Genomic DNA, 23,016 nt, shown 5'->3' with positions numbered 1-23,016 from the left:
TAGTTTGAAGACATGCTCTAAGAGGCTAATATGAGTTTTTTTATTGATGAGACAAATCTTTTTTCAAGTATAGACCTTTTTTCAAGTATAGACCTTTTTAAAGTCAAACCAGACTATCAAGCAAGAGATGAGATTGAAACTAAAATAAGCACAATTCTTCCATATAAACATACAATTAATGTTGAAGGAAGTAGTATTAAGGTAGAGCTATTTCATTCAGATGTTACTGATGAGCAGTTAGCAAAAATAGAAACAGTTATTAATGACACATTTAAAGTGTGTCAAAAATATGTAAGTATTCTAAATGATAAAGATGTTAATTTTCGCATGTTTTTGTTTGAAGATCGGGAACAATATGTTGATATGAAGAAGAGTTTGTATGCTAGTGATACAACAGATCAAGAAGCTGGTGTTACTATTCCAAACCCTGATCCATTTTCATTATCCCTCTCAATAGATAATCCTTCATTTAAGAATGATTTTCCTAATTATCTTAAATCTCCATCTGATGTATTGATTTATGCAAAGGATAATTTTTCGAATTATTCAAAATCCTTCGAAGAAATAGATTACCATACTCTTGCACATGAGTTTGTCCACTGTATACAACGAATAGTGACACAATTTAACAAGGCAGATTTATCTAAATCAGTGACTGAAGGTAGCGCAAATCTTATTGCATGTGAGGCGTTACACGAAGAAAAAATGTGTAAGATGCTGGAAGATTTTGGTTCTTGTAAAATCAAATCTCATGATTTGAATCTAGGAGATGTGTATTATGCTAAAAATCCAATGGTCAATGAAGATCCTTACTCAACAGGAATGGCTATGTTTAAATTTTTAGGAGAAAAGCATCCCGAAATAGTTACTGATATTTCTAAATATTTTATGTTGGGAGATAATATAAAGTGGCACGATATATTTAACAAAATATGGTATATTGACAATAAAAACCCAGAAGAGTTTAAAGAGTGGATAGAGAGTCAAGATGTACAGTACACAAAGTGTGATTCCTCCATGGATATAATACATGCTCTCACATCGTTGGTAGATATACTTTAACAATACTGCTCAAAGAATCAATAATGGCAATTATTGGTTTTTTGAGTGTAAAATCAACTGATATCTTCTATTAAAAACTGCACAAATTCATTGCCATTCCTTTAATTCAGCGTTCTCTATCTTTATAGCCTTATCTTCTGCTTTTAAACTTTTATTCTCTTTTTCCAAGTTTACCTTATTTGCCACTATCTTAAATGGGTACCCTAAACTTGCCAATCTTTATGTTCATTTGTAACCGTTTATTGTTTTGCACCCCAGTCTTTTTCAAATATTGCTAGCCCTTGGTCAGTAAGCGGGTGGTTAATTAATTGTTTAAGTACTTTTGCTGGAACAGTAATTGAATCAGCGCCAATCCTTGCAGCTTCTATTACATGTGCTGGGCTTCTCACTGATGCAACAAGAACTTTAGTATCAAACCCGTAATTAGAATATATAGTGCATATATCTTCTATGAGCGATAAGCCATCATAGCTTATATCATCAAGACGACCAACAAAGGGAGAAATAAAACAAGCACCGGCCTTAGCGGCAAACAGTGCTTGTCCAGGAGAAAAACATAATGTGATGTTAACAGGTATTTTATGCTCTGTCCACAACTTTTTACAAGAAATTAATCCTTCATATGTAAGGGGCAATTTTACCACAACATTATCAGCGATTTCCGCTAACTTAAGGCCTTCTTTAACCATATCTGCATGGTTATTTGCAACAACTTCAACGCTAACAGGCCCCTTGATAATAGAGCATATTTCACGCACTAAATCCTCGTATTTATCTTTACGCCCGGACTTTGCTATTAAAGAAGGATTAGTTGTTATGCCATCAATGAACTCTTTTAGTTCTTTAATTTCATTTAAATCAACGCTATCAAGAAAAATTTCCATATTAATCTCCTATTAAAAAACTATCTTTACAAAACATTGTCATCTTTGAAGGCAAAAGTACAAAAATGGTGTTATCCCAGTGTCTGCTACAGAACTGCACGAACGTTCAGTAAGGCAAGGTGTCATTCCAGTGCGTGACAGTGAAATCCAGCCTATTTCATCATAGAAATTGTTTTTGACATATGTTCCTAGAATCCCCTGCCAATTGCATAATTTACAAACATTTTTACACCTAGATCCCAGTGTCACGCACTGGGATGACAAAGGTGAGCACTGGGATGACAGGAAAGAGAATACTGGATGACAGAAAAAAAGCACTGGGATGACGCCATTTTTTGTACTTTTGCCTTCAAAGGTGCAACGTTCGTATAGCAGTGGACTTGACCATAAGATCCAGTTGTCAAAATTTCTGGATCCCAGTGTCACGAACTGGGATGACAAAGGTAAACACTGGAATGACAGGAAAGAGAATACTGGATGACAGAAAAAAAAGCACTGGGATGACAAAAGTTGGGCTACTCGGATGATAAGAAAGTGATAACCGACTTTTTGCCTAAAATAACTAAGAAAGAAACTTCTCATCAAGATAACTTAAATATATACCAACTCTCTTATTTTCAAATGATCTCTCATTATGGATTAAATGATCAAAAATCTGAATTTGATTTGTTATAATGCTACAATTATTATTTGCAACTTCTAATATGCCATTGTCAATTACAACTTTTTTTTCCGTTTGGTTATTCATTTTAACAGTAATTATACCAGGCAATAAATAAATTAAGTAAGGAGCATGGTGAGCTAAAATCATAAGCTCCCCTTCGAGCCCAGTTACTGAAAGAGAAACCACTCCACTGAATGAAATCTGATCATCAGGAGAGAAAAATTGCACTTTAAAAGTATTCATAATCTTTAACTTTTATTTAGCTTCAGCTTGTATTAATTCAGCCTTTTTTATTGCTTCATCTATACTTCCCACCATATAAAAAGCAGCTTCTGGCAAGTGATCATATTTGCCTTCAATAATCTCTTTAAAACTGGAAACAGTATCAGAAAGTGAAACAAATTTACCAGGCATGCCAGTAAATATTTCTGCAACGTGAAAAGGTTGAGAAAGAAATTTTTGAATCTTACGAGCCCTATCAACAATAATTTTATCTTCATCAGATAGCTCATCCATACCAAGTATTGCGATAATATCTTGCAGTGATTTATAAGTTTGCAATATACGTTTCACCTCAGAAGCTACCTTATAATGTTCTTCACCAATGATTTCAGCAGATAAAGACTGAGAAGTTGAATCAAGTGGATCAACAGCAGGGTATATTCCCATTTCAGCTATTTGCCTTGACAACACTGTGGTGGCATCAAGATGAGAGAATGTAGTTGCTGGAGCTGGATCAGTTAAATCGTCCGCAGGAACATATATAGCTTGCACAGAAGTAATAGAGCCAGAAATTGTTGAAGCTATTCTTTCTTGCATTGCACCCATATCAGTTGCAAGGGTTGGCTGATAACCAACAGCTGACGGTATTCTTCCAAGTAAAGCAGAAATTTCAGAACCAGCTTGTGTAAAACGGAAGATATTATCCACAAAAAATAGAACATCTTGGTTTTCACGGTCACGAAAATACTCCGCCATAGTAAGCGCCGTTAAAGCAACTCTAGCCCTTGCTCCAGGAGGCTCATTCATCTGACCATAAACCAAAACAGCTTGAGATTTTTCATGCTCATTTATATTTATTACATTTGAAGTGATCATCTCGTGATAAAGATCGTTACCTTCACGCGTTCTCTCCCCTACCCCAGCAAACACAGAAAATCCTTTATGAGCTTTTGCTATATTATTAATTAATTCCATTATCAGGACTGTTTTACCAACACCAGCTCCACCAAATAAGCCGATTTTGCCACCTTTCAGATAAGGTGCAAGAAGATCTATAACTTTTATTCCCGTAACTAAAACTTCTTCCTGTATTCTCTGTTCAGTAAAACTTGGAGGTGCTCTGTGTATAGGCTCTAAGTTATATTTTCTCTTCAGTGGACCACACTCATCTATAAGCTCTCCAACAACATTAAAAATCCTTCCTAAAGTTGAACGCCCAATTGGCACCGATATTGGTGCACCTGTATCAACAAATTCATCCCCCCTTGAAATGCCATCTGTGCTATCCATAGCAATACAACGAACTATATTGTCACCTATATGCTGCGAAACTTCTAAAACCAGCTCCTTATTCTTATATTTTAGTTTGCTTTTTAAAGCATTAAGTATTTTAGGCAATTCACCTTCAAATTTTATATCAACAACTGCTTGAGTTACCTTAATCGCTCTACCTATATTCATCTCTTTATTTTTATCACCTAACACTATAATTCCATAAAAGAACTTCNNAAAAAAATAAATCTTATATTATTAATAGAAATTTTGCAACATTAAAACGCTTACTAGTTACGCTTCATTATAAACAATGCAAATGCATTTAATAGCCAAGTAATAATAAACAATACTAAACTAAGCGCATAAGCAGCAAGAGTTTGTACACTATTGAAATCCTGATCTCCGGTAAGTAATGTAGCAATCTGCACGGTAATGGTAGTAACTGAATTAAGAGGGTTAAAAGTCAAATTTGCGTTGATTCCCACAGCCATTAGCACAATCATTGTTTCACCTATCACTCTTGAAATTGACAATAAAATTGCACTTAAAATTGTAGGCATTGCATAAGGTATTGTTATATGCCATATAGTTTCCGCTGGAGTTGCGCCAAGTGCCATGAAGCCATAACGCAAGCTTTTTGGAACAGATCTTATGGCATCTTCGAGTAAAGAAATAATAAAAGGAAGAATCATTATCCCAATCGATAAACCAGCAACTAAGGCACTTTCTGAGTGTATACTTAAACCAAAAAAATTTGCTACCTGCTTTATAAAGAAAGACAAAAACACAACTGCGAAATATCCATACACAACCGTAGGAATAGCAGACAAAACTTGCAAAGTTGTATTAACAATATAACGCACTTTCTCACTCGCATATTCACTAATATATATTGCAGAAAATAAACCAAACGGAACGACAACTAACATTGCCATAACAGTTATAAGTAATGTGCCAACTAAAAGCGGGGCTATACCAAAACATCCTACCTTTTCTTCACTGATAGTGACTATATTGTGGCTCCATTTTAAGCAAAACAAGAATTCTGAAATAGCTACTTTATTAAAAAAATTAATGGATTGAATAAAAATAGATAGCATTATAAATAAAGTGATAAAAAACGATATGGCCAAAGCCACAAATAACGAAAGTTTTATTATCTTATTTCTTTTATTTTTAAAGATAAAAGCAAGCATGAAAAAAAGTAACGCTATAAAAATAGAAGTTACAAAACAATTGTTATAGAGTATTAACAACCAAGTTAGCATCCATACACAACTAAGATATAGATAAGATTTAACCTTATTTACCTTTTGAAACCTACTAAAACAAAATAAAAGGATTAGTAAGACAGGTATGATTATCACCGAATTCATTTTCCCATGCATCAAATTTTATTCTACGAAAATGTCATACAAGTTCACCATTATTTGACAATAAAGTAAAACAATTTAAAATAAATAATTATATTAATATAAAAACAATGAAGAGAACATTTCAACCAAAAAATTTGATAAGAAAGCGTAGACACGGATTTCGTTCACGTATGGCAACAAGAGCTGGAAGAAAAATCCTTAATAGGCGCCGTTCATTAGGGTGTAACAAATTATGCGCATAGTAAGTATAAAAAAAAAGATTTTTCCTTTGCTTTCAAAAATAAGTTAGCACTCAGCAGTCTTTTTTATCGTGGGCTTTATATATCACTGTACGCTATAAAAGAAAGAGAACCTGAAAAGTACATTCATACTATTAGAGTAGGTCTGGCTATCAGTAAAAAAACCGGAAAAGCAGCAAAAAGAAATAAAATAAAAAGGCAACTACGAATGCTTGCTAAAATTAGCATTTTAAATATAAGTAATATAGGGCACTACTACATAATACTAACTCATAGAAACATTATGCAAGCAAGTTATAAAAACTTACAAAAAGATCTAACTATTTGCTTAAAAAAGATAAAATAAAAAAAATCTCAATTAAGGTATTTACAATTATATTTTTTATGATAATATAGGTAAAATTTTTAAAATAAGTTAATAGCTGTGGATGTTTAATGGTAGAGAGTAAAAAAGAACAAGATAAAAATCTCAATATAAATACAAATAATGTTAAAGAAGATTTTTATGAATATAAAGAATCTAGTTATCGTATACAATGGGAATTAGCATTTGAGCAAAGTCAATACTTAGAGCAGAATAAGAATAAGCCTAGACCGCAATTATTAGATTTGAGCATAGAAGCAACTTCTCATAATAAAAAAATTATTAAAAGGCGATAAAAAAGAAATTTTTATAAACTTGGCGGCGACCTACTCTCCCTTTTCAAGTACCATCAGCGCTAAAAAGTTTCACTTCCGAGTTCGAAATGAGATCGGGTGGTTCATTTTTGCTATAGCCACCAAGTCAACAAAAATTTCTAACTTAACAATTTTAACTTAATATTTAACACTGCATACACACATATAGAAAGCAAATAAATCAATCAGGCTATTAGTACTAGTTAGCTTCACATGTTACCATGCTTCCACACCTAGCCTATCAACGTGGTAGTCTTCCACGGCCTTAATTGGGAAATCTTTTTGAAGAGGGTTTCTTGCTTATATGCTTTCAGCAATTATCCCATCTATACATAGCTACCCAGCGATGCTATTGGCATAACAGCTGGTACACCAGAGGTATATCCATCTCGGTCCTCTCGTACTAGAGTCAGACCTTCTCAAATTTCCTTCACCCACGGCAGATAGATACCGAACTGTCTCACGACGTTCTAAACCCAACTCACGTATCACTTTAATCGGCGAACAGCCGAACCCTTGGGACCTTCTTCAGCCCCAGGATGTGATGAGTCGACATCGAGGTGCCAAACGGTGTCGTCGCTATGAACGCTCGAACACCATCAGCCTGTTATCCCCGGCGTACCTTTTATCCGTTGAGCGATGACCCTTCCATACAGAATCACCGGATCACTATGACCGACTTTCGTCTCTGCTTGGCTTGTCAGCCTCGCAGTCAGGCAAGCTTATGCCATTATACTATCAAGCTGATTTCCGACCAGCTCTAGCTTACCTTCGCACGCCTCCGTTACTTTTTAGGAGGCGACCGCCCCAGTCAAACTACCCACCATACAATGTCCTAGTTCCAGATAATGAAACATAGTTAGATATCAAAAGTGTAAAGGGTGGTATCTCAAGGTTGACTCCATTATAGCTAGCGCCATAACTTCAAAGTCTCCCACCTATCCTGCACATCACACTTTTAATAGCAATGTAAAGCTATAGTAAAGGTGCACGGGGTCTCTTCGTCTAACCGCGGGTACCCCGCATCTGCACGGGGAATTCAATTTCGCTGAAGTGATGTTGGAGACAGTGGAGAAATCGTTACGCCATTCGTGCGGGTCGGAACTTACCCGACAAGGAATTTCGCTACCTTAGGACCGTCAGTGTTACGGCCGCCGTTTACTGGGGCTTCAATTTAGAGCTTGCACCCCTCCTATTAACCTTCCAGCACCGGGCAGGCGTCAGACCCTATACTTCCACTTACGTGTTTGCAGAGTCCTGTGTTTTTAGTAAACAGTCGCTACTCCCTATTTTGTGCCACCTACTCATAGTTGCCTAAAAGCAGGTTACCCTTCTTCCGAAGTTACAGGTATAATTTGCCGAGTTCCTTCAACATCATTCTTTCAACACCTTAGTATACTCTACTCATCCACCAGTGTCGGTTTGCGGTACGGCCTCATAAATATAAGTGCTATTTCCTGGAGCTTCTTTTAAGCATAGATCAATCCAATAAGATCTATACAAATACGAAACCCGTCACACTTAAGAGGTTTAGGAATATTAACCTAATTGCCATCGACTACTCCTTTACGGACTCGCCTTAGGAACCGACTAACCCTACGCAGATTAACTTAACGTAGGAACCCTTAGATTTTTGGTGAGAGTGTTTTTCACACTCTTTTACGCTACTTATGTCAGCATTCTCACTTCCGATATCTCCAGCAGTTTTCANAAANCACCTTCACAGACTTACGGAACGCTCCGCTACCGCACCCATTGATCGAAATCAACAAGTACTCACATCTTCGGTATACAGCTTTAGCCCCGGTACATTTTCGGCGCAGAAAAACTTATTTAGACAAGTGAGCTGTTACGCTTTCTTTAAAGGATGGCTGCTTCCAAGCCAACCTCCTAGCTGTAATGGTTTTTCTACTTCCTTCCCCACTTAGCTGTAATTTTGGGACCTTAGATAGTGATCTGGGTTGTTTCCCTTTTCACCACGGACTTAGCACCCGTAGTGTGTCTGCTGTATAATTAATTGTTGGTATTCGGAGTTTGGTTAGATTTGGTAAGATGATGAATCCCCCTAGTCTATCCAGTGCTCTACCCCCAACAACATACATACAACGCTCTACCTAAATAGATTTCGCGGAGAACCAGCTATTTCCAAGTTTGATTGGCCTTTCACCCCTAATCACAACTCATCCAATAATGTTGCAACATTAACTGGTTCGATCCTCCAGTGTGTTTTACCACACCTTCAATCTGGTCATGACTAGATCACTTGGTTTCGGGTCTAATCCATAAAACTAAAACGCCCTATTCAGACTTGCTTTCGCTACGCCTACACCTAACGGCTTAAGCTTGCTTTATAGATTAACTCGCTGACCCATTATGCAAAAGGTACGCTGTCACTCTAAATATCAATAAATTGATATAGAGCTCCAACTGTTTGTAAGCACTTGATTTCAGATTCTATTTCACTCCCCTCCCGGGGTTCTTTTCACCTTTCCCTCACGGTACTTGTTCACTATCGGTCGTTAAGGAGTATTTAGGCTTGGAGGATGGTCCCCCCATATTCAAACAGGATTTCACGTGCCCCGCTCTACTCAAGGATTTAAGAACTTTCTACTTATACAGGACTATCACCTTCTATGGTTACTATTTCCAGAGTATTCTAATTCTTATTCTTAAATCACTAGCCTTTTCCGCTTTCGCTCGTCACTACTAACAGAATCTCGGTTGATTTCTTTTCCTTTGGCTACTTAGATATTTCAGTTCACCAAGTTTGCTTTACATACTTAGTATGTAATAACTAGCTAAGCTAGTTGGGTTTCCCCATTCGGAAATCTGCGGATCAAAATTTGTTGACAATTCCCCACAGCTTATCGCAGCCTACCACGTCCTTCATCGCCTCTTAACGCCAAGGCATCCATCAAGTGCTCTTAATAATTTATTTATCCGACTATATGCAGAATATGCAGAGTTAAATATTATTAAAATTGAATTGAGATTAAATTAATCTCTACCATAAAACTTGTCAAACATCTAAAAACTAAATTAATCTTTTATATATTATAACCTAATAAATAATATGTCAACGCCTTTTTGCACAAAACATTTACTTATATTATCAACAACAATATACTAGCAATCCTAAACAGTATAATCTGAGAAATATGCGGTAAGCTTATATATACAGTAAAAATTAATGAAAAAGATACTTTGTAAGATAAAATGTGTTAAAATCAATTGCCTAAAAATGATAATGAACATTCGGAGTATTTCTAATGTATGAAAAGTAATCTCTCTTTTATAAAAAACGTTGCTTTAAATTGTATGTCTAAGCTCATTAGCGTATTAAATATTAAGAAAGTAAAACACTCCATTGTGAATAAATATAATACTCTTCATAAAGAAATGACAGTGCTTCTTAAAAAATCTAAGAACCTGTTAAATACCAACATTGAAATCGGTTTATATCACTTTTATAAAGGTAGCATATCAGATGCAAAGTTACGATTTTGGTTAATTAGCATATTTTACCCCCATTTACCTATAGTCTGGTATAACATCGGAAGGTGTCATTTTGCGGTAGGGAATACTAACAAAGCTTATAATTATTTAACAAAGACACTAAAATTAGATAGTGACCACGAGGAGGCGTCTTACTATATAAAAAAAATGACAAACTCAGCGCCTATTACAGAATTGCCCAAAAATCTTATAAGACAATATTTTGATTACACAGGCGAATATTTTGTTGAGCATTGGTTGATTGCCAAACAATATAGAGGGCATGAACTTATACACATGATAATTACAAAAATCTTTAACAACTCCACTTCTGAGCTCAATATACTTGACCTTGGTTGTGGGACTGGAATATGTGGTCATTTCTTGAAAATAAATAGTACTGGAAGCCACATAACAGGAATTGACATTTCAAGTAGAATGCTAAATATCGCAAGAGGATGCTTTATAAAAGGTAAGCCTGTTTACAATGAATTAATACATATGGAAATGAAAGAGTTTCTTAAACAAGAGAAAAACCAGCAGTATGATGTAATTATCTTTGCTGAAGTGCTACATTATCTACATGACTTTCAAGAAGAATTGGAATTAGCAAAAAGATCTACGAGCAAAAAAGGGGTTATTGTATGTTTAATAAGAAGAAAAGAAGGTGAAGGTATTGACTTTGTAAACAAAGGAGACTATTTTTGTCACTCAGAAAGTTATGTTCAACATGTTGCAAAAGAAATAAATATGCAAATAAATTATATGAGTTACTGTAAAATATATGGCAGTCAGGTTGACGGTATCTTGTTTGCATTACAGCATCAACAAAAAAGTCCGAAAAATCCAACTTAAAAATCGCTCAAAATGACTTTTAAGTATCTATATATAATAAAAGAATAAAAGGAATTTTATGAATAACATTACTATTAATTACGCAAAGGATAGCAAATTAACCGATTTTGGAAAAGCAGTTCTATCAGACAGGTATTTAATAGAAAATGAAAGTTATCAAGACCTCTTTGCACGTATTGCTAATTACTATTCTGATAATAAAGAACATGCGCAGCGTCTTTATGACTACATGAGCAATTTGTGGTTCATGCCTTCAACACCAATACTCAGCAATGGTGGCACCAAGAGAGGGTTGCCTATCTCTTGCTTTCTTAATGAAACCGAAGACAGCTTGCAGGGAATAGTTGACTTATGGAATGAAAATGTTTGGCTTGCTGCACGTGGTGGAGGCATAGGTAGTTATTGGGGAAATTTACGTTCAATTGGTGAGAGTGTAAAAGGCAGTGGTAAAACATCAGGAATTGTTCCATTTATTGTAGTGCAAAATGCTCTAACGCTTGCAATTAGTCAGGGATCCCTAAGGCGAGGAAGTTCAGCAGTCTACCTTCCTGTATCTCATCCGGAGATAGAAGAGTTTTTGGATTTACGCAAGCCAACAGGCGGTGACCCAAATCGCAAAGCGTTAAATATACATCATGCTGTAATAGTAACAGATAAATTTATGCAGGCTGTTGAGAATGATCAAGAATGGAATTTAATAAGCCCTCACAACAATAAGGTTATTTCAACTGTAAAAGCGCGGGATATGTGGATCAAAATATTAACAGCAAGAGTTGAAACTGGAGAACCTTACATTATTTTCCTTGATGCAACAAATAACAATAAGCCAGAATCTTACAAAAAGCTCACCTTAGACATCAAGATGTCAAATCTATGCAGTGAAATAACTTTAACCACAGGTTATGATCACCTGAATAAGTCACGCACTGCTGTGTGTTGTCTATCATCCGTAAACCTTGAGTACTACGAAGAATGGAAAGACAATAAACTCTTCATAGAAGATATAATGCGCTTTCTTGATAATGTATTGGAAGATTTCATAAATAAAGCACCGAATGAAATGCAGCGAGCAAAATATTCTGCAGCCAGAGAACGCAGTATTGGTCTTGGTGTGATGGGCTTTCATTCATTTTTACAAAGCAAAATGGTTCCTTTTGAATCAGTAACAGCACAACAATGGAATAAAAAAATATTTAAGTATTTACGCGAGCAAGCAGATATAGTTTCTAAAAAATTAGCAGAAGAAAAGGAAGCATGTCCTGATGCCAAAGAAGTTGATCTAATGGAAAGGTTTACACACAAACTCGCTATTGCTCCTACTGCCTCGATCTCCATTATTGCAGGTAATACCTCCCCTGGAATAGAACCATACGCAGCAAACGTATTCATACAAAAGACACTTACAGGCTCATTTGTAGTGCGAAATAAATTCTTGCAAAAACTATTAGCAGAAAAAAATCAAGACAATGATAAAATATGGTCTTCAATTTCAACAAACGAGGGTTCCGTTCAGCATTTAGATTTTCTTAGTGAGCATGAAAAATTGACATTTAAAACAGCGTACGAGCTTGACCAAAGATGGATTATAGAACATGCAAGTGATAGAACTTCGTATATTTGTCAATCTCAATCAGTAAATCTGTTCTTACCTGCCAACGTACATAAACGTTACTTGCACAAAATACACATGCTTGCTTGGAAAAAAGGATTGAAGAGCTTATATTACTGCAGATCACAATCAATGCAGAGATCCGATAAGGTCTCGCATGACATATTCAAAAAAAGTGAAATATTACAACAAAAAACAGATATTGACTACGATGAATGCTTGTCGTGTCAATAGATGCTACATAAAAGTCCAGATGAGTTTCTAAAGTCTATTCCAAAAGATAAGCGCATAATGTGCCTTGACATGGGAGAAAAGCAAATAGGCATAGCATTTAGCGATAAAACACAGCTTATAGCCACAGCTCATAGTGTATATTATAGGAAAAATATGAGCAAAGATTTAGGTTATCTGCATAGAATATTTAAAGAAAATGAAGCTGGATCAATGGTAATAGGACTACCATTAAAAATAGACGAACAAGAAACTAAATGGTGTAAAACCATAATCCAATTCGCAAATAAAATAATAAAAAAATATAAAGTAAATATATACTTACAAGACGAAAGCTTATCAACATCTATTGCAACTCATACACTAAAAATCACTGGAATATCAATCACAAAATCGAAAAAAATAGATGATAAAATCTCCGCATGTATTATTTTGCAACGAACGTTAGACAAGATAAATGCAATTAAATAATTTCTCCAGATCTGGAAATCTTCAAACTGAATCTCATATAAAAGTTACTCAACAAAACAAGAACCTTTCGTATAAGCATGACAAATTGCTACAGCAAGAGCATCAGCAGCATGGTGACATTTTATATTCAAATTTTTAACTATCTGCTTCACCATAAATATAATCTGATCCTTATCAGCATGGCCATTTCCGGTAATGCTTTTTTTTACATAATTTGCGTCATATTCATTTATAGTTAGATCTGTTATTTTCAACGCTAAAATTACAACCCCTCTTGCATATCCTAAAGTTAGTGAAGATTTAGGATTTTTATTAACAAAAATTTTTTCTACCGCAGCTTCATTCGGAGAGTATAGGGAAATTACTTTCTTTAATTGTTCAAAAATTATATGTAAGCGTTCACCTGTATCCAATTTACCACCAGTTGATATGGTACTACCGCCCAAAAATTCAATATTATTATTTTCGTTTAGGTCGATAATGGCCCATCCAGTCTTGCTTATTCCTGGATCTAGACCTATTATTTTAACCACTTAATAAACGCTTAACCAATAGACAAATAAAAATAAAAATATCCAGACTATATCTACAAAGTGCCAATACCAGGAGGCAAACTCAAAGCACAAATGATCCTGAGGTGTAAATTGGTCTTTCCGCGCTCTAAATAAACACACTGATAAAAATATTATTCCTATTATAACGTGTGCACAGTGAAAACCGGTAATCATGTAAAAATTGGATGTATAAATAAGCTTTTCTCCTGTTTCTTGTAGAGAAAAACTCGCTTCATGATACTCTATTGCTTGCACTATTATAAAAAAAACTCCAAGCAATATAGTTATGGACAGCATTTTAATCATGCTCTTTTTATCGTTTTCGAGTAAAGAGTGATGTGCCGAGGTAACTGTTGTACCAGAAAGCAATAATATTAATGTATTCATGAATGGTAGTGACCACGGATCAGGTGGCAAAACTCCCTCAGGGGGCCATTCAACTTTTTTTGCGGGAGAAAACGCCTCAAATAAAAAAACTGGATCAAGCCAGGCTTTAAAGAATGAACAAAAGAACACTATAAAAAATACGACCTCCGAGAGAATAAATAAGTACATTGCAAATTTGAGTCCATGTTTTACAATGGTAGTATGACATTTATCATAAATGGCCTCCCTTATTACATCTCTCCACCAATAGAACAGCACCCCTGATACTGCGGAGATTCCCAGAACTAAACAAAACATTCCGAAAATTTGTTTATGAAGCGCGCCAACTAATCCAAGTGCAAGAATAAGAATTGCTGCTGATATAGCAATTGGCCAAGGGCTTGGATCCACTAAATGAAAATCATGTTCTTTACTTTTCATAGCATTTTAAAAAATACTTACTAAGGATACAAATTAGCTTAAAATTGTCAATGTTCCTTAGAGCATGCTTCAAACTAAGTAGAAAGGAGTTAAGAAGTGTGTTATAAGATATATTTTAAATGTACCCAAGCGATATAAGTGACAAAGAATGGAAGATGATAGAGCAATATTTTGAACCTAAAAAGACCGGCAGACCAAGAAAACACAGTATCAGAACGATTATCGATGCAATAAGGTATGTGATGAGAACAGGCTGTCAATGGAGACAACTACCTAAGAATTTTCCACCATGGAAAACCGTGTATAGTTGTAATTCGCGTTTAAAAAAAGTGGAATATGGCAAGAAATTCATGATTTTCTAGTTAAAAAACTAAGAAAGATAATTGGTAAGAATGAAACTCCATCAGTAGGAATAATTGACAGTCAATCAGTAAAAACCACTCAAAAAGGGGATCCAGAGGATATGATGCTGGCAAGAAAGTAAAGGGTAGAAAACGCCACATCGTTGTAGATACTCTAGGTCTTGTAATTGCTGCTGAAGTACACAGTGCAAGCATTCAAGATCGTGATGGTGCAACTAAATCTTTTTGTTCAAGCCAAATGCAAAGCTCCAACATTACGTAAGTTTTTTGCTGATCAAGGATATACAGGTAAATTGCAAAACCGCTGTTTATTGGAAACTGGATGTTTGTTGACGATTACCAAGAAAGTAGTTGATACAGGATTTCAGGTTATTCCTAAACGTTGGATTGTTGAGAGAACCTTTGCTTGGCTCTCCAATTTTAGACGTATGAGTAAGGATTATGAGCATTCTCCTCTCACTTCAAAAAATAACATCTTTTTTAATATGATCACTATTATGCTTCACAAATTAGCTCATTCTTGAGTTTGAAGACATGCTCTTAGGAAATTGATTGAATCTTGAAAAATTATATGCATTGTCCCAAAAGTCTAACTCAAATTGTGCGCTTATCCTAAATAACTCAAGCATTCTACTCCTTTCATTTACTCCTACCTTTTTGCAATATTCATCAACAATATTCTCTAAAGTAGCGCACCCATATTCCATTAAACTACCGCTATAAAAATCAAACCAATCCTTATATCTGTTATTTTCCTTGAGCCCACTTTTCATATTCTCAGTAACAGTTTTGTATATAAACATGCAAGAATATAAAACCGTTATAGCTTCATAGGTATTGCTATATGAGATGGATAAAAGAAAATTGGTAAAATTGAAACATGCAGGAGATTTTTTTCCACGCCTTACATCATATATAGTAAAGTAGTGATCACGCAAGAACTTAGTAACAGCTATTGAACCTTGTGCCATTTTAGCAAGAGGGATTACATCATTATGATCTTCTATTCTGGAGGCAATAATCAATATGGTACGAATATAACCATCTAAAAACAGCACATCCTGCTGAATATAGAACTTAAAACTCTCTATATTTAAAGTACCGTTCATCAACTCAACATTAAAAGGGTGATTAACTATATCCCTTAAAAGATTTGATCCATAACAACTCTTAATTATATTACTAAACATATAAAATGCTAAAAACTACAGTTCTGACACGAGTTATCCTATGTTAGATTATAAGTTGCTACCTGCTTTATAATACACTTCATTCCAAAATTCCATCTCAAGCTGCAGCCCATCACGAAAGAATCCTAGCATGTTTTTTCGTTCATCATTATTGGATTTTTCATATAGATTATTCATAATGCTAGTTACATCATCAATCATGGTGTTTGCCTCATCAGAGCTAAAAAAATCTATCCATTTTTGATATTTGTTATCAGCAGTAGTCTTACTTTTCACAATATGACAAACAACTATTTGATATAAACAGAAACACGGATAAGACGCTGCTAAACCTTCAGCAACAGAATTATGATATGCAATACGTACGAAGAAGTTAGTAAAAGCCGAGCAAGATCTCGATTTTTTGTGGCTATCAGATAAACCACAATCTGCAAAATGTTTACTATAGTAATCTCGTGTGGCAAAAGTGCCCACAGCTACACAAATCAATTTATTCATTATTTTAACATCATTAAACTTAGCTGCAATAATCAATAAAGCACGAGTGCAGTCCACTACATACAAAAAATCCTGCTGAAGATAAAATTTGAACTTTNNATCATAATCTAGCGTATTGTTCATCAATTCAACATTGAAAGGATGTTTTTTTNNAATTTCTTTAATGAGATCAGATGATTCTCTTATAGCAATATCGTAGAACTCTTCTTTTGGATCATTACGCATTTTGTAAGCCTCATAAATACTAAAATTACCATAAATATGATATAATTATTATAAAAATCTAATTACACTTTAACAATAAGCTAGTATATAAATATAGGGCTGTAAATCAAAAATTTTAGCAATCTAAAGAAATTTTACTATTACCTTCTATATTAAATTCTCTACAAAGATCAGTAGATAAGTCCAGGCTTTCCCAAGAAAATCCACCGTCATTTTCTGACTGTTTACCAAAATGTCCATAACAGGCTGTACGTTTATATATAGGATGATTAAGCGATAAATGCTTGATTATGCCTTTTGTTGATAAATCTATATTATTCTCGATAAACTTTTTAATTACTCTTTCCTTTATCGTATTCGTACCAAATGTATCAATATAGAATGAAGTAGGTTTTGATATACCAATTGCATAAGAAAGCTGCACCAGACAACGTTCAGCCAACCCTGCAAAGACAATATTTTTAGCAAGGTATCTTGCCATATAAGCTGCAGATCTATCAACTTTGGTTGCATCTTTTCCGGAAAATGCTCCTCCACCGTGTGGAATATAACCTCCATAAGTATCAACCATAATTTTTCGTCCGGTTAATCCACAATCACCAACTGGCCCACCAATAACAAATCTACCAGTTGGATTGACCAAGAGATTTTCCTCAGGACACATCCATCCTTCAGGTAAAGATGAAACTATGTAAGGGTAAATTATTTCTTTTACTTTTGATTGATCCAAATCTTCAGGGTGCTGTATTGAGACAATAATACTTTCAGCACGTACCGGGAGGTTATTCTCATATGCCAAAGTGATTTGTGATTTTGCATCCGGACCAAGCTTTGCTTCTTTAACTGCGCTCATGATATTTTTCAGAATCGAGTGTGCATAAAAAATGGGTGCTGGCATGAGGTTTTCTGTCTCTGTTGTTGCATAGCCATACATTATGCCCTGATCTCCAGCACCTTGATCCAACCCTATTGCAATGTCATTTGATTGCTCATGCAGCAATATATTTACCTTCACTTTTCTCCAGTGGAACCCATCATGCTCATAACCTATATCTTTTATTGTATTCCGTACAATACTTTCAATCCTGCTATTCTCAATGTTAGGTCCGAATACTTCCCCAGCTATAATAACGTTATCTTTGGTGACTAAAGTCTCTATTGCAGCTCGCGCAAAAGGATCAGTAAAAAGGTATTCATCAAGTATTGCATCTGAAATTTGATCTGCTACTTTATCTGGATGACCAGCAGCCACTGATTCACTGGTTATTAAATTTTTATATAAACTCATGTTTTTGCTTATACAACATCAAAACCGCTATAGAAAACACAGTTAGTACCTACTAAATGGTGGGTCTGGGAAGAGTTGAACCTCCGACCTCACGCTTATCAGGCGTGCGCTCTAACCACCTGAGCTACAGACCCCTGATTTATTCAAGCTGAAGCTTTCATATTATCTGTAGGCAAGATATCAATAAAAGTCTTTTTATTTGCTGATCTTCTAAAGCTGACCCAGCCTTCTATTTTAGCAAAAATCGTATGATCTTTACCTATACCAACATTCTTTCCAGGATGGAATTTTGTGCCTCTTTGGCGTACAATTATGTTACCAGGAATAACTTTTCCATTCCTCTTTATCCCTAACCTACGACCTGCCGAATCTCTACCATTACAGGAACTACCACCTGATTTTTTAGTTGCCATATCTTACCTCTTACTTTTGAAGACTAATTTCATTTATACGAAGAACAGTTATATACTGCCTATGACCAGTTTTCCTACGGTGATTTTTTCTTCTTTTCTTCTTAAAGATTATAATTTTTTTCCCCCTGCACTGCTCCAATACTTCAGCTTTAACAGTAGCATTAGATGAATAAGATAAGCCATTATTTGAAACACAAATCACCTTATTGATTTCCACCTCTTTTTTNTCCTCAGCTTCTAACTTCTCTACTTTTATTATACTGCCTTCTTTTACTAAATACTGCTTTCCACCAGTTTCGATTACTGCAAACATGACAAATATCAATTATTGTTATTAACACTAATCGTAAATGATGTTGCTTATACTGTCAATATAAATAACAAACATGACTTAACGTTCCTTTTGAGCTATTTAATACTCTTAAGTAGATTTGAAACAGGGCTTGCATTAATGATCTAAAGTAATCCTACGAGCTCTTGCAACAGTTCTGTTATTAGGGAAATTTGCTATAATTACAGAATAAAATAGAATTATTTTATCTTCTTAATCACTTGTTTTTCCCTCGCTATTGCAAGACTTTTCTCTGGTACATCCTCAACTATAACACTACCTGCTGCAATTACAGAGCCATCACAAACATTAAGCGGTGCAATTAGTGAGCTATTGGCGCCAACAAAGCAATTGCTCCCTATATTCGTTTCATACTTATTTTTCCCATCATAATTACAAACAATAGTGCCTGCTCCTATATTACTCCCCTGCCCTAACTTAGTATTTCCTATATAACTTAAGTGTTTTATTCTAGTGTTTTGACCAACTTCACTTGTTTTCACTTCCACAAAATTTCCTATTTTTGCCTTATTATCAATTGTTGTATTTCCACGTATTCTGGTAAATGGACCGATCTCAGCATTACTTCTAATTAAGCAGTTTTCTAAATGCGAAAATGGCAGTATTTTTGCACCAGACTCTATTTTCACTCCAGGACCGAAAAACACATATGGGTAAATCACTGAATCTCTGGCAATTTGCGTATCAAGAGAAAAGAAAACAGTCTCTGGTGCAACAAGCGTTACCCCGAAGTCGGTAAAAACTTTTCTTTGATTTTCTTGAAAAAAAAACTCAGCTTTTGCAAGGTCATTTCTGTTATTTATTCCAATTGCTTCTTCTCCACCGGTAATAACGTAACCGACGTTCAAACCATGTTCCACCGCAATGGAGACTATATCAGTTAAGTAATACTCCTGAGTTGAGCTATTGCACTCTATTTTCTCCACCAATTCACGTAAATTTTTTGCATATGCAACCATTATTCCAGCATTGGCAAGAAACTCTTCATGATTATTTTTATCACTCTTTGCTTCTATGATTTCTCTTAAGGAACCATTCTCAATGATTAACCTACCATATTCTTTATTGCTTGCCCTAAAACCTAGGCAAACTAGAGCCTTGCCTTCTAAAGAGCTAACCATTTTAGTTATTGTGCTGCTTTTTATGAGCGGAGTATCTCCATACTGCACAACAACTATGCTTGAATCTGGCAATTTTTTCATATTTCTCATCGCAGTTTTGACTGCATCTCCCGTGCCAAGTGTTAATTCTTGTGTAATTAACTGTATATCCTCAAAGCACTTTAGTCTTTCAATTAAAGGCAGATCAACTACAACAGCAATATTTTCAGGATTTAACTGTTTTGCATTGTAAATGACATGCTGGAGCATGGAAAAATTGCCTATTTCGTGCAGGACTTTAGGTAAGCCTGAATTCATCCGCCTGCCATGCCCTGCAGCAAGTGTGATGAAAGTATGAGCTTTATTTATCACTTATCTTAAAGATGAAAAATGAAAACCATAATGATCAAGCCAACTGATTTTATTGTCGTAAAAGCTCCTTAGGTCGCTGATTTGATATTTTAGCATCGCAAGCCTTTCTATACCAATGCCAAACGCAAAACCGTTGTATTTAGTATGGTCTATTCCAACATTTTGAAAGACATTTGGATGCACCATACCACATCCAAGCACTTCTATCCATTTACTACCTTTATAACTTATGTCCACTTCCGCAGAGGGTTCAGTAAAAGGAAAAAAACTATTACGAAAACGTATCTTCAGCCCTTTATCTCCAAAAAACTTATTAAGGAAGTGATGAATAGTAAATTTTAACTGGCCCATATTGACGCTTTCATCGACATATAACCCTTCTATCTGGTGAAACATAGGAGTGTGAGTTGCATCAAAGTCATTTCTGTATACCCTACCAGGAGCTACTATTTTAATTGGGAAATTTTTTGTTTTTTCCATGGTTCTAATCTGTACAGATGAGGTGTGAGTGCGCAGTACCATTCTTTTATCGTTTATTTTATTCTTTAAGTAGAAGGTATCTTGCTCCTCTCGCGCAGGATGATGACTTGGAGTATTCAGTGCATCAAATACATGAAATTCATCTTCAATATCAGGGCCATCAACTGCTTTAAAACCCATATGTGCAAAAATAAGCTTTACTTCATTTAGAACCTTACTGAGTGGATGGATCTTGCCGATTTTTTCTGGTCTAACAGGCAACGTAATATCAACTGCCTCGTTCTGCAATTTAAAGTTAACTTCTTCGGCTTTTAGTGCATTTTCCTTGTTCATTATAAGCTGATCTATCTTGTTGCGTAAGATGTTGATAACTGCACCTAAATCGCGTTTTTCTTCTGCGCTTTCTACCTTTTTTAAGTTATCAAAATAAGCTCTAACTACACCTTTCTTTCCCAAATATGATAGCCTGACTTTTTCTAAATCTTGCAAAGAAGAAGCACTTTCAATTTCGGAAACTGCTTTATCCTCAAGTGAAGGTATTTCATTCAGTAGCTCTTTATTCATCTCAAAAATGCTGATTTAAACTTTAATTATAGTAAAATCTTGAATAGCATCAACAATCTAAAAACTGTCCTATTCTGATTATTAATTTATTGACTAATTAATCTTTTTTATTTACTTTTACGTTGATGAATTTGCTGTATCAACCATGCACAACAGTGACACTGAAACTAAAAATAAGTACAAAATAGAGGATTTACCTAAGTTCTTTAAGGAAAAATCCAAAAACATAAGTAAAGCATTTTCTAGCAAAATAATTAAGATCAGTACTATTCGCTCGAGAAGTATTGAAAGTAATATACAAGAATTTTCATTTGAGCTAACAGCAACAGATAAAGACACCTTTAATATAAGATTATTTCGAATAAACTCTTTAATTGATTTTTTCAAAATCTGCCTTTCCCGGGAAAAAAATTTTACAGCCAACATAAAAGTGTCCAAAGAAAGCAGTGAATTATATAATAACTACTGTAAAACTAACAGTTATAAAACTGTAGAAGAATTCATAAGTAATGCTCCGTCTCAAATCCTTCTGCAGGGCACAACGATAACGCTACAAACAGACGTTGAAAACATTAACCTGGACAACTTGCACCAAATCGAGTTATTTCTAAATGAAAAGCTACAACATGCAGAAAAAACTAAAAATGAAGACAAAAAAGAACAGAGTGAAACTAACCAAAAAAATGCACAAAATAGACAAATCGTACCAGTTACAGGCTCATTTGGCTTTAACGTAGCAAGCAAAGCAAATTGTAAAGCTTCAGTGGTTACTGCTGCAATAAAAGTTAATATACCAAAATATAGAATTTTCCTTCCCTTATCTAATTTTTTTGATGATGTAATAAGGTTATCCCTTTTAAGAACACCAAAACCTTCTATACAGAGCAACAATATACTATTTGGTGCCATTCCAGCGCTTGACCAGGAAAAAAGAAACATGAATCCAAGTAGTCAAGCTACTCGGGTGACAGGGGGTAATATAGGAAATCCAATACCTCAAGAAGCAGAACAGAATGTAGGTCAAACTACTTCGCACACAGAGTATTTTAAGGCTAACAGAAAAAAGAAGTCAAAAAAGCAGACCAAAGAACTATCAGAAAAAGAAAAACAATTAGCCATAAAACAAGCACAAAATGATGCTAGAGTAGCTATGGTAGATAACGAGATTGAGCGCAGGNGGAAAAAACTCGATGAAATATTTATTGAAGTGATGAATGGATACAAAAATCAAGATTCAGAAACATTTCGCAATATTTTTAACTCAATATTCAATATTGTTTATTTTCAAGATAAACAATTACATGAAATATTAGAACCAGGTGAGATATCAGAAATATTACAGATACTCGAAAAACCACAACCTCTTAATCACTCACTTTTAGGTAAAGAATATTTACAAAAACAAGTATATAAANAAAAAGAGCAATTAGTTTCAGGTGTTTATATACAACAACCTCCTACGCAACATGAGAACACTCCTCATAAATCTACAAACCCTTTACCAATTAAAGATCCTGCACCAGCAACAAATGAAGCTAAAACTCTACCATCTACTAACATTACACTCAAATCATCATTAAAAACTGTATTTTCCTCAAAAAAGGCTTATTTTTGTCTATTTATAATAGTAGCATCTGCATCAACACTTTGCTTATGGCATTTTCCATTAGGAAAAGTGTCAATGTTAAAAGGATTAGAGCATGTCTTCAAACTAAGTAGAAAGGAGTTAAGAAGTGTGTTATAAGATATA

Annotated in this window: 25 protein-coding genes, 1 tRNA gene, 2 rRNA genes and 1 pseudogene; 12 read left to right on the top strand and 17 right to left on the bottom strand. The window is 34.8% G+C overall.

Annotated features, from left to right (window positions below; genetic code table 11):
• Nucleotides 1–30: 30 nt before the first annotated feature.
• The gene (locus tag NOX90_RS00840; RefSeq protein WP_375604191.1) at nucleotides 31–1,062 is read left to right on the top strand and encodes a hypothetical protein; all 1,032 of its coding nucleotides are present in this window, start codon (nucleotides 31–33) and stop codon (nucleotides 1,060–1,062) included.
• 239 nt (nucleotides 1,063–1,301) lie between these two features.
• Here the strand turns inward: NOX90_RS00840 and fsa are convergent, their stop codons facing one another.
• The 5 genes from fsa to pstC all read right to left on the bottom strand — a co-directional run bounded on the left by fsa (nucleotide 1,302) and on the right by pstC (nucleotide 5,246).
• On the bottom strand, nucleotides 1,302–1,946 hold the full coding sequence (fsa, locus tag NOX90_RS00835) for a fructose-6-phosphate aldolase (RefSeq protein ID WP_375604190.1): 645 nt from the start codon (nucleotides 1,944–1,946) through the stop codon (nucleotides 1,302–1,304).
• A 39-nt stretch (nucleotides 1,947–1,985) separates the two neighbouring features.
• Nucleotides 1,986–2,528, bottom strand: a complete 543-nt coding sequence (locus tag NOX90_RS07370; protein WP_410543690.1) for a hypothetical protein — start codon at nucleotides 2,526–2,528, stop codon at nucleotides 1,986–1,988.
• Entirely contained in the window at nucleotides 2,509–2,853 is a 345-nt protein-coding gene (locus NOX90_RS00820; protein ID WP_375604188.1) for a F0F1 ATP synthase subunit epsilon, read from the bottom strand. The genes NOX90_RS07370 and NOX90_RS00820 overlap by 20 nt, the downstream gene beginning before the upstream one ends.
• 12 nt (nucleotides 2,854–2,865) lie before the next feature.
• A complete protein-coding gene (gene atpD, locus NOX90_RS00815) occupies nucleotides 2,866–4,293 on the bottom strand; it encodes a F0F1 ATP synthase subunit beta (protein ID WP_375604566.1) in 1,428 nt (475 codons plus the stop codon).
• A 101-nt stretch (nucleotides 4,294–4,394) separates the two neighbouring features.
• Nucleotides 4,395–5,246: a phosphate ABC transporter permease subunit PstC gene (gene pstC / locus NOX90_RS00810; RefSeq protein WP_375604565.1), complete on the bottom strand. Its 852-nt coding sequence runs from the start codon at nucleotides 5,244–5,246 to the stop codon at nucleotides 4,395–4,397.
• Between pstC and NOX90_RS00805 the strand changes: the two genes are divergently transcribed.
• The 4 genes and pseudogenes from NOX90_RS00805 to NOX90_RS00790 all read left to right on the top strand — a co-directional run bounded on the left by NOX90_RS00805 (nucleotide 5,218) and on the right by NOX90_RS00790 (nucleotide 6,382).
• On the top strand, nucleotides 5,218–5,352 hold the full coding sequence (locus NOX90_RS00805; RefSeq protein WP_375604640.1) for a hypothetical protein: 135 nt from the start codon (nucleotides 5,218–5,220) through the stop codon (nucleotides 5,350–5,352). The genes pstC and NOX90_RS00805 overlap by 29 nt on opposite strands.
• 238 nt (nucleotides 5,353–5,590) lie before the next feature.
• Nucleotides 5,591–5,725, top strand: a complete 135-nt coding sequence (gene rpmH / locus NOX90_RS00800; protein ID WP_006279898.1) for a 50S ribosomal protein L34 — start codon at nucleotides 5,591–5,593, stop codon at nucleotides 5,723–5,725.
• Between the two features lie 19 nt (nucleotides 5,726–5,744).
• Nucleotides 5,745–6,068: pseudogene (gene rnpA / locus NOX90_RS00795) on the top strand (ribonuclease P protein component); the annotation flags it as partial.
• A gap of 89 nt (nucleotides 6,069–6,157) precedes the next feature.
• Nucleotides 6,158–6,382, top strand: a complete 225-nt coding sequence (locus NOX90_RS00790; protein WP_375604187.1) for a hypothetical protein — start codon at nucleotides 6,158–6,160, stop codon at nucleotides 6,380–6,382.
• Nucleotides 6,383–6,399: 17 nt separating this feature from the next.
• On the opposite strand, the gene rrf is transcribed toward NOX90_RS00790, so the two are convergent.
• Together rrf and NOX90_RS00780 are read right to left on the bottom strand one after the other, a co-directional pair.
• Nucleotides 6,400–6,506 (bottom strand): 5S ribosomal RNA (rrf, locus tag NOX90_RS00785).
• Nucleotides 6,507–6,572: 66 nt separating this feature from the next.
• Nucleotides 6,573–9,338, bottom strand: a 23S ribosomal RNA gene (locus NOX90_RS00780).
• Between the two features lie 335 nt (nucleotides 9,339–9,673).
• On the opposite strand from NOX90_RS00780, the gene NOX90_RS00775 reads away from it, so the two are divergent.
• From NOX90_RS00775 to ruvX, 3 genes are read left to right on the top strand one after another with little or no spacing between them, the layout of a single operon-like run.
• Nucleotides 9,674–10,750, top strand: coding sequence for a methyltransferase domain-containing protein (locus tag NOX90_RS00775; protein WP_375604186.1), 1,077 nt, complete (start codon nucleotides 9,674–9,676; stop codon nucleotides 10,748–10,750).
• Nucleotides 10,751–10,808: 58 nt separating this feature from the next.
• The gene (locus NOX90_RS00770) at nucleotides 10,809–12,593 is read left to right on the top strand and encodes a ribonucleoside-diphosphate reductase subunit alpha (RefSeq protein WP_375604185.1); all 1,785 of its coding nucleotides are present in this window, start codon (nucleotides 10,809–10,811) and stop codon (nucleotides 12,591–12,593) included.
• Nucleotides 12,594–13,061: a Holliday junction resolvase RuvX gene (gene ruvX / locus NOX90_RS00765; RefSeq protein ID WP_375604184.1), complete on the top strand. Its 468-nt coding sequence runs from the start codon at nucleotides 12,594–12,596 to the stop codon at nucleotides 13,059–13,061.
• A gap of 44 nt (nucleotides 13,062–13,105) precedes the next feature.
• Here the strand turns inward: ruvX and ruvC are convergent, their stop codons facing one another.
• Both ruvC and NOX90_RS00755 read right to left on the bottom strand, forming a co-directional pair.
• Entirely contained in the window at nucleotides 13,106–13,594 is a 489-nt protein-coding gene (gene ruvC, locus NOX90_RS00760; RefSeq protein WP_375604183.1) for a crossover junction endodeoxyribonuclease RuvC, read from the bottom strand.
• A complete protein-coding gene (locus NOX90_RS00755; protein WP_375604182.1) occupies nucleotides 13,595–14,422 on the bottom strand; it encodes a cytochrome c oxidase subunit 3 in 828 nt (275 codons plus the stop codon).
• A gap of 119 nt (nucleotides 14,423–14,541) precedes the next feature.
• Here NOX90_RS00755 and NOX90_RS00750 point away from each other — a divergent pair, with 119 nt between their 5' ends.
• The 3 genes from NOX90_RS00750 (at nucleotide 14,542) to NOX90_RS00740 (ending at nucleotide 15,308) form a co-directional block, all read left to right on the top strand.
• Nucleotides 14,542–14,784 (top strand): transposase, encoded by a 243-nt coding sequence (locus NOX90_RS00750; RefSeq protein WP_375603621.1) that lies wholly within the window; start codon nucleotides 14,542–14,544, stop codon nucleotides 14,782–14,784.
• 64 nt (nucleotides 14,785–14,848) lie between these two features.
• Entirely contained in the window at nucleotides 14,849–15,046 is a 198-nt protein-coding gene (locus NOX90_RS00745) for a transposase (RefSeq protein WP_375604568.1), read from the top strand.
• Entirely contained in the window at nucleotides 14,952–15,308 is a 357-nt protein-coding gene (locus tag NOX90_RS00740; RefSeq protein WP_375603641.1) for a transposase, read from the top strand. The genes NOX90_RS00745 and NOX90_RS00740 overlap by 95 nt, the downstream gene beginning before the upstream one ends.
• Here the strand turns inward: NOX90_RS00740 and NOX90_RS00735 are convergent.
• The 8 genes from NOX90_RS00735 to pheS all read right to left on the bottom strand — a co-directional run bounded on the left by NOX90_RS00735 (nucleotide 15,294) and on the right by pheS (nucleotide 21,266).
• Entirely contained in the window at nucleotides 15,294–15,974 is a 681-nt protein-coding gene (locus tag NOX90_RS00735; protein WP_375604181.1) for a TenA family protein, read from the bottom strand. The genes NOX90_RS00740 and NOX90_RS00735 overlap by 15 nt on opposite strands.
• Before the next feature lie 48 nt (nucleotides 15,975–16,022).
• A complete protein-coding gene (locus NOX90_RS00730) occupies nucleotides 16,023–16,697 on the bottom strand; it encodes a TenA family protein (RefSeq protein ID WP_375604180.1) in 675 nt (224 codons plus the stop codon).
• Nucleotides 16,698–16,812: 115 nt separating this feature from the next.
• The gene (gene metK, locus NOX90_RS00725) at nucleotides 16,813–17,985 is read right to left on the bottom strand and encodes a methionine adenosyltransferase (RefSeq protein WP_375604179.1); all 1,173 of its coding nucleotides are present in this window, start codon (nucleotides 17,983–17,985) and stop codon (nucleotides 16,813–16,815) included.
• 57 nt (nucleotides 17,986–18,042) lie between these two features.
• Nucleotides 18,043–18,119: transfer RNA gene (locus NOX90_RS00720), tRNA-Ile, on the bottom strand.
• A 9-nt stretch (nucleotides 18,120–18,128) separates the two neighbouring features.
• Nucleotides 18,129–18,398: a 50S ribosomal protein L27 gene (rpmA, locus tag NOX90_RS00715; RefSeq protein WP_264702714.1), complete on the bottom strand. Its 270-nt coding sequence runs from the start codon at nucleotides 18,396–18,398 to the stop codon at nucleotides 18,129–18,131.
• A 10-nt stretch (nucleotides 18,399–18,408) separates the two neighbouring features.
• Nucleotides 18,409–18,711, bottom strand: coding sequence for a 50S ribosomal protein L21 (rplU, locus tag NOX90_RS00710; protein ID WP_375604178.1), 303 nt, complete (start codon nucleotides 18,709–18,711; stop codon nucleotides 18,409–18,411).
• A gap of 218 nt (nucleotides 18,712–18,929) precedes the next feature.
• The gene (gene glmU, locus NOX90_RS00705) at nucleotides 18,930–20,222 is read right to left on the bottom strand and encodes a bifunctional UDP-N-acetylglucosamine diphosphorylase/glucosamine-1-phosphate N-acetyltransferase GlmU (RefSeq protein ID WP_375604177.1); all 1,293 of its coding nucleotides are present in this window, start codon (nucleotides 20,220–20,222) and stop codon (nucleotides 18,930–18,932) included.
• The gene (gene pheS / locus NOX90_RS00700) at nucleotides 20,223–21,266 is read right to left on the bottom strand and encodes a phenylalanine--tRNA ligase subunit alpha (RefSeq protein ID WP_375604176.1); all 1,044 of its coding nucleotides are present in this window, start codon (nucleotides 21,264–21,266) and stop codon (nucleotides 20,223–20,225) included.
• Between the two features lie 145 nt (nucleotides 21,267–21,411).
• On the opposite strand from pheS, the gene NOX90_RS00695 reads away from it, so the two are divergent.
• Complete coding sequence (locus tag NOX90_RS00695) at nucleotides 21,412–23,010, top strand: hypothetical protein (protein ID WP_375604175.1); 1,599 nt, start codon at nucleotides 21,412–21,414, stop codon at nucleotides 23,008–23,010.
• Nucleotides 23,011–23,016: the final 6 nt, after the last annotated feature.

It is taken from the genome of Wolbachia endosymbiont of Anurida maritima (assembly GCF_042182995.1).
Lineage (GTDB): Bacteria > Pseudomonadota > Alphaproteobacteria > Rickettsiales > Anaplasmataceae > Wolbachia.
This window is presented reverse-complemented; position numbering and strand designations above follow the sequence as displayed.

Excerpts from the sequence above, each read along its gene's own strand:
- NOX90_RS00840 (WP_375604191.1), top strand. The coding sequence starts at position 31 with ATGAGTTTTTTTATTGATGAGACAAATCTTTTTTCAAGTATAGACCTT.
- fsa (WP_375604190.1), bottom strand. The coding sequence starts at position 1,946 with ATGGAAATTTTTCTTGATAGCGTTGATTTAAATGAAATTAAAGAACTA.
- NOX90_RS07370 (WP_410543690.1), bottom strand. The coding sequence starts at position 2,528 with ATGAGAAGTTTCTTTCTTAGTTATTTTAGGCAAAAAGTCGGTTATCAC.
- NOX90_RS00820 (WP_375604188.1), bottom strand. The coding sequence starts at position 2,853 with ATGAATACTTTTAAAGTGCAATTTTTCTCTCCTGATGATCAGATTTCA.
- atpD (WP_375604566.1), bottom strand. The coding sequence starts at position 4,293 with ATGAATATAGGTAGAGCGATTAAGGTAACTCAAGCAGTTGTTGATATA.
- rpmH (WP_006279898.1), top strand. The coding sequence starts at position 5,591 with ATGAAGAGAACATTTCAACCAAAAAATTTGATAAGAAAGCGTAGACAC.
- NOX90_RS00790 (WP_375604187.1), top strand. The coding sequence starts at position 6,158 with ATGGTAGAGAGTAAAAAAGAACAAGATAAAAATCTCAATATAAATACA.
- NOX90_RS00775 (WP_375604186.1), top strand. The coding sequence starts at position 9,674 with ATGAAAAGTAATCTCTCTTTTATAAAAAACGTTGCTTTAAATTGTATG.
- NOX90_RS00770 (WP_375604185.1), top strand. The coding sequence starts at position 10,809 with ATGAATAACATTACTATTAATTACGCAAAGGATAGCAAATTAACCGAT.
- ruvX (WP_375604184.1), top strand. The coding sequence starts at position 12,594 with ATGCTACATAAAAGTCCAGATGAGTTTCTAAAGTCTATTCCAAAAGAT.
- NOX90_RS00755 (WP_375604182.1), bottom strand. The coding sequence starts at position 14,422 with ATGAAAAGTAAAGAACATGATTTTCATTTAGTGGATCCAAGCCCTTGG.
- NOX90_RS00750 (WP_375603621.1), top strand. The coding sequence starts at position 14,542 with ATGTACCCAAGCGATATAAGTGACAAAGAATGGAAGATGATAGAGCAA.
- NOX90_RS00735 (WP_375604181.1), bottom strand. The coding sequence starts at position 15,974 with ATGTTTAGTAATATAATTAAGAGTTGTTATGGATCAAATCTTTTAAGG.
- metK (WP_375604179.1), bottom strand. The coding sequence starts at position 17,985 with ATGAGTTTATATAAAAATTTAATAACCAGTGAATCAGTGGCTGCTGGT.
- rpmA (WP_264702714.1), bottom strand. The coding sequence starts at position 18,398 with ATGGCAACTAAAAAATCAGGTGGTAGTTCCTGTAATGGTAGAGATTCG.
- pheS (WP_375604176.1), bottom strand. The coding sequence starts at position 21,266 with ATGAATAAAGAGCTACTGAATGAAATACCTTCACTTGAGGATAAAGCA.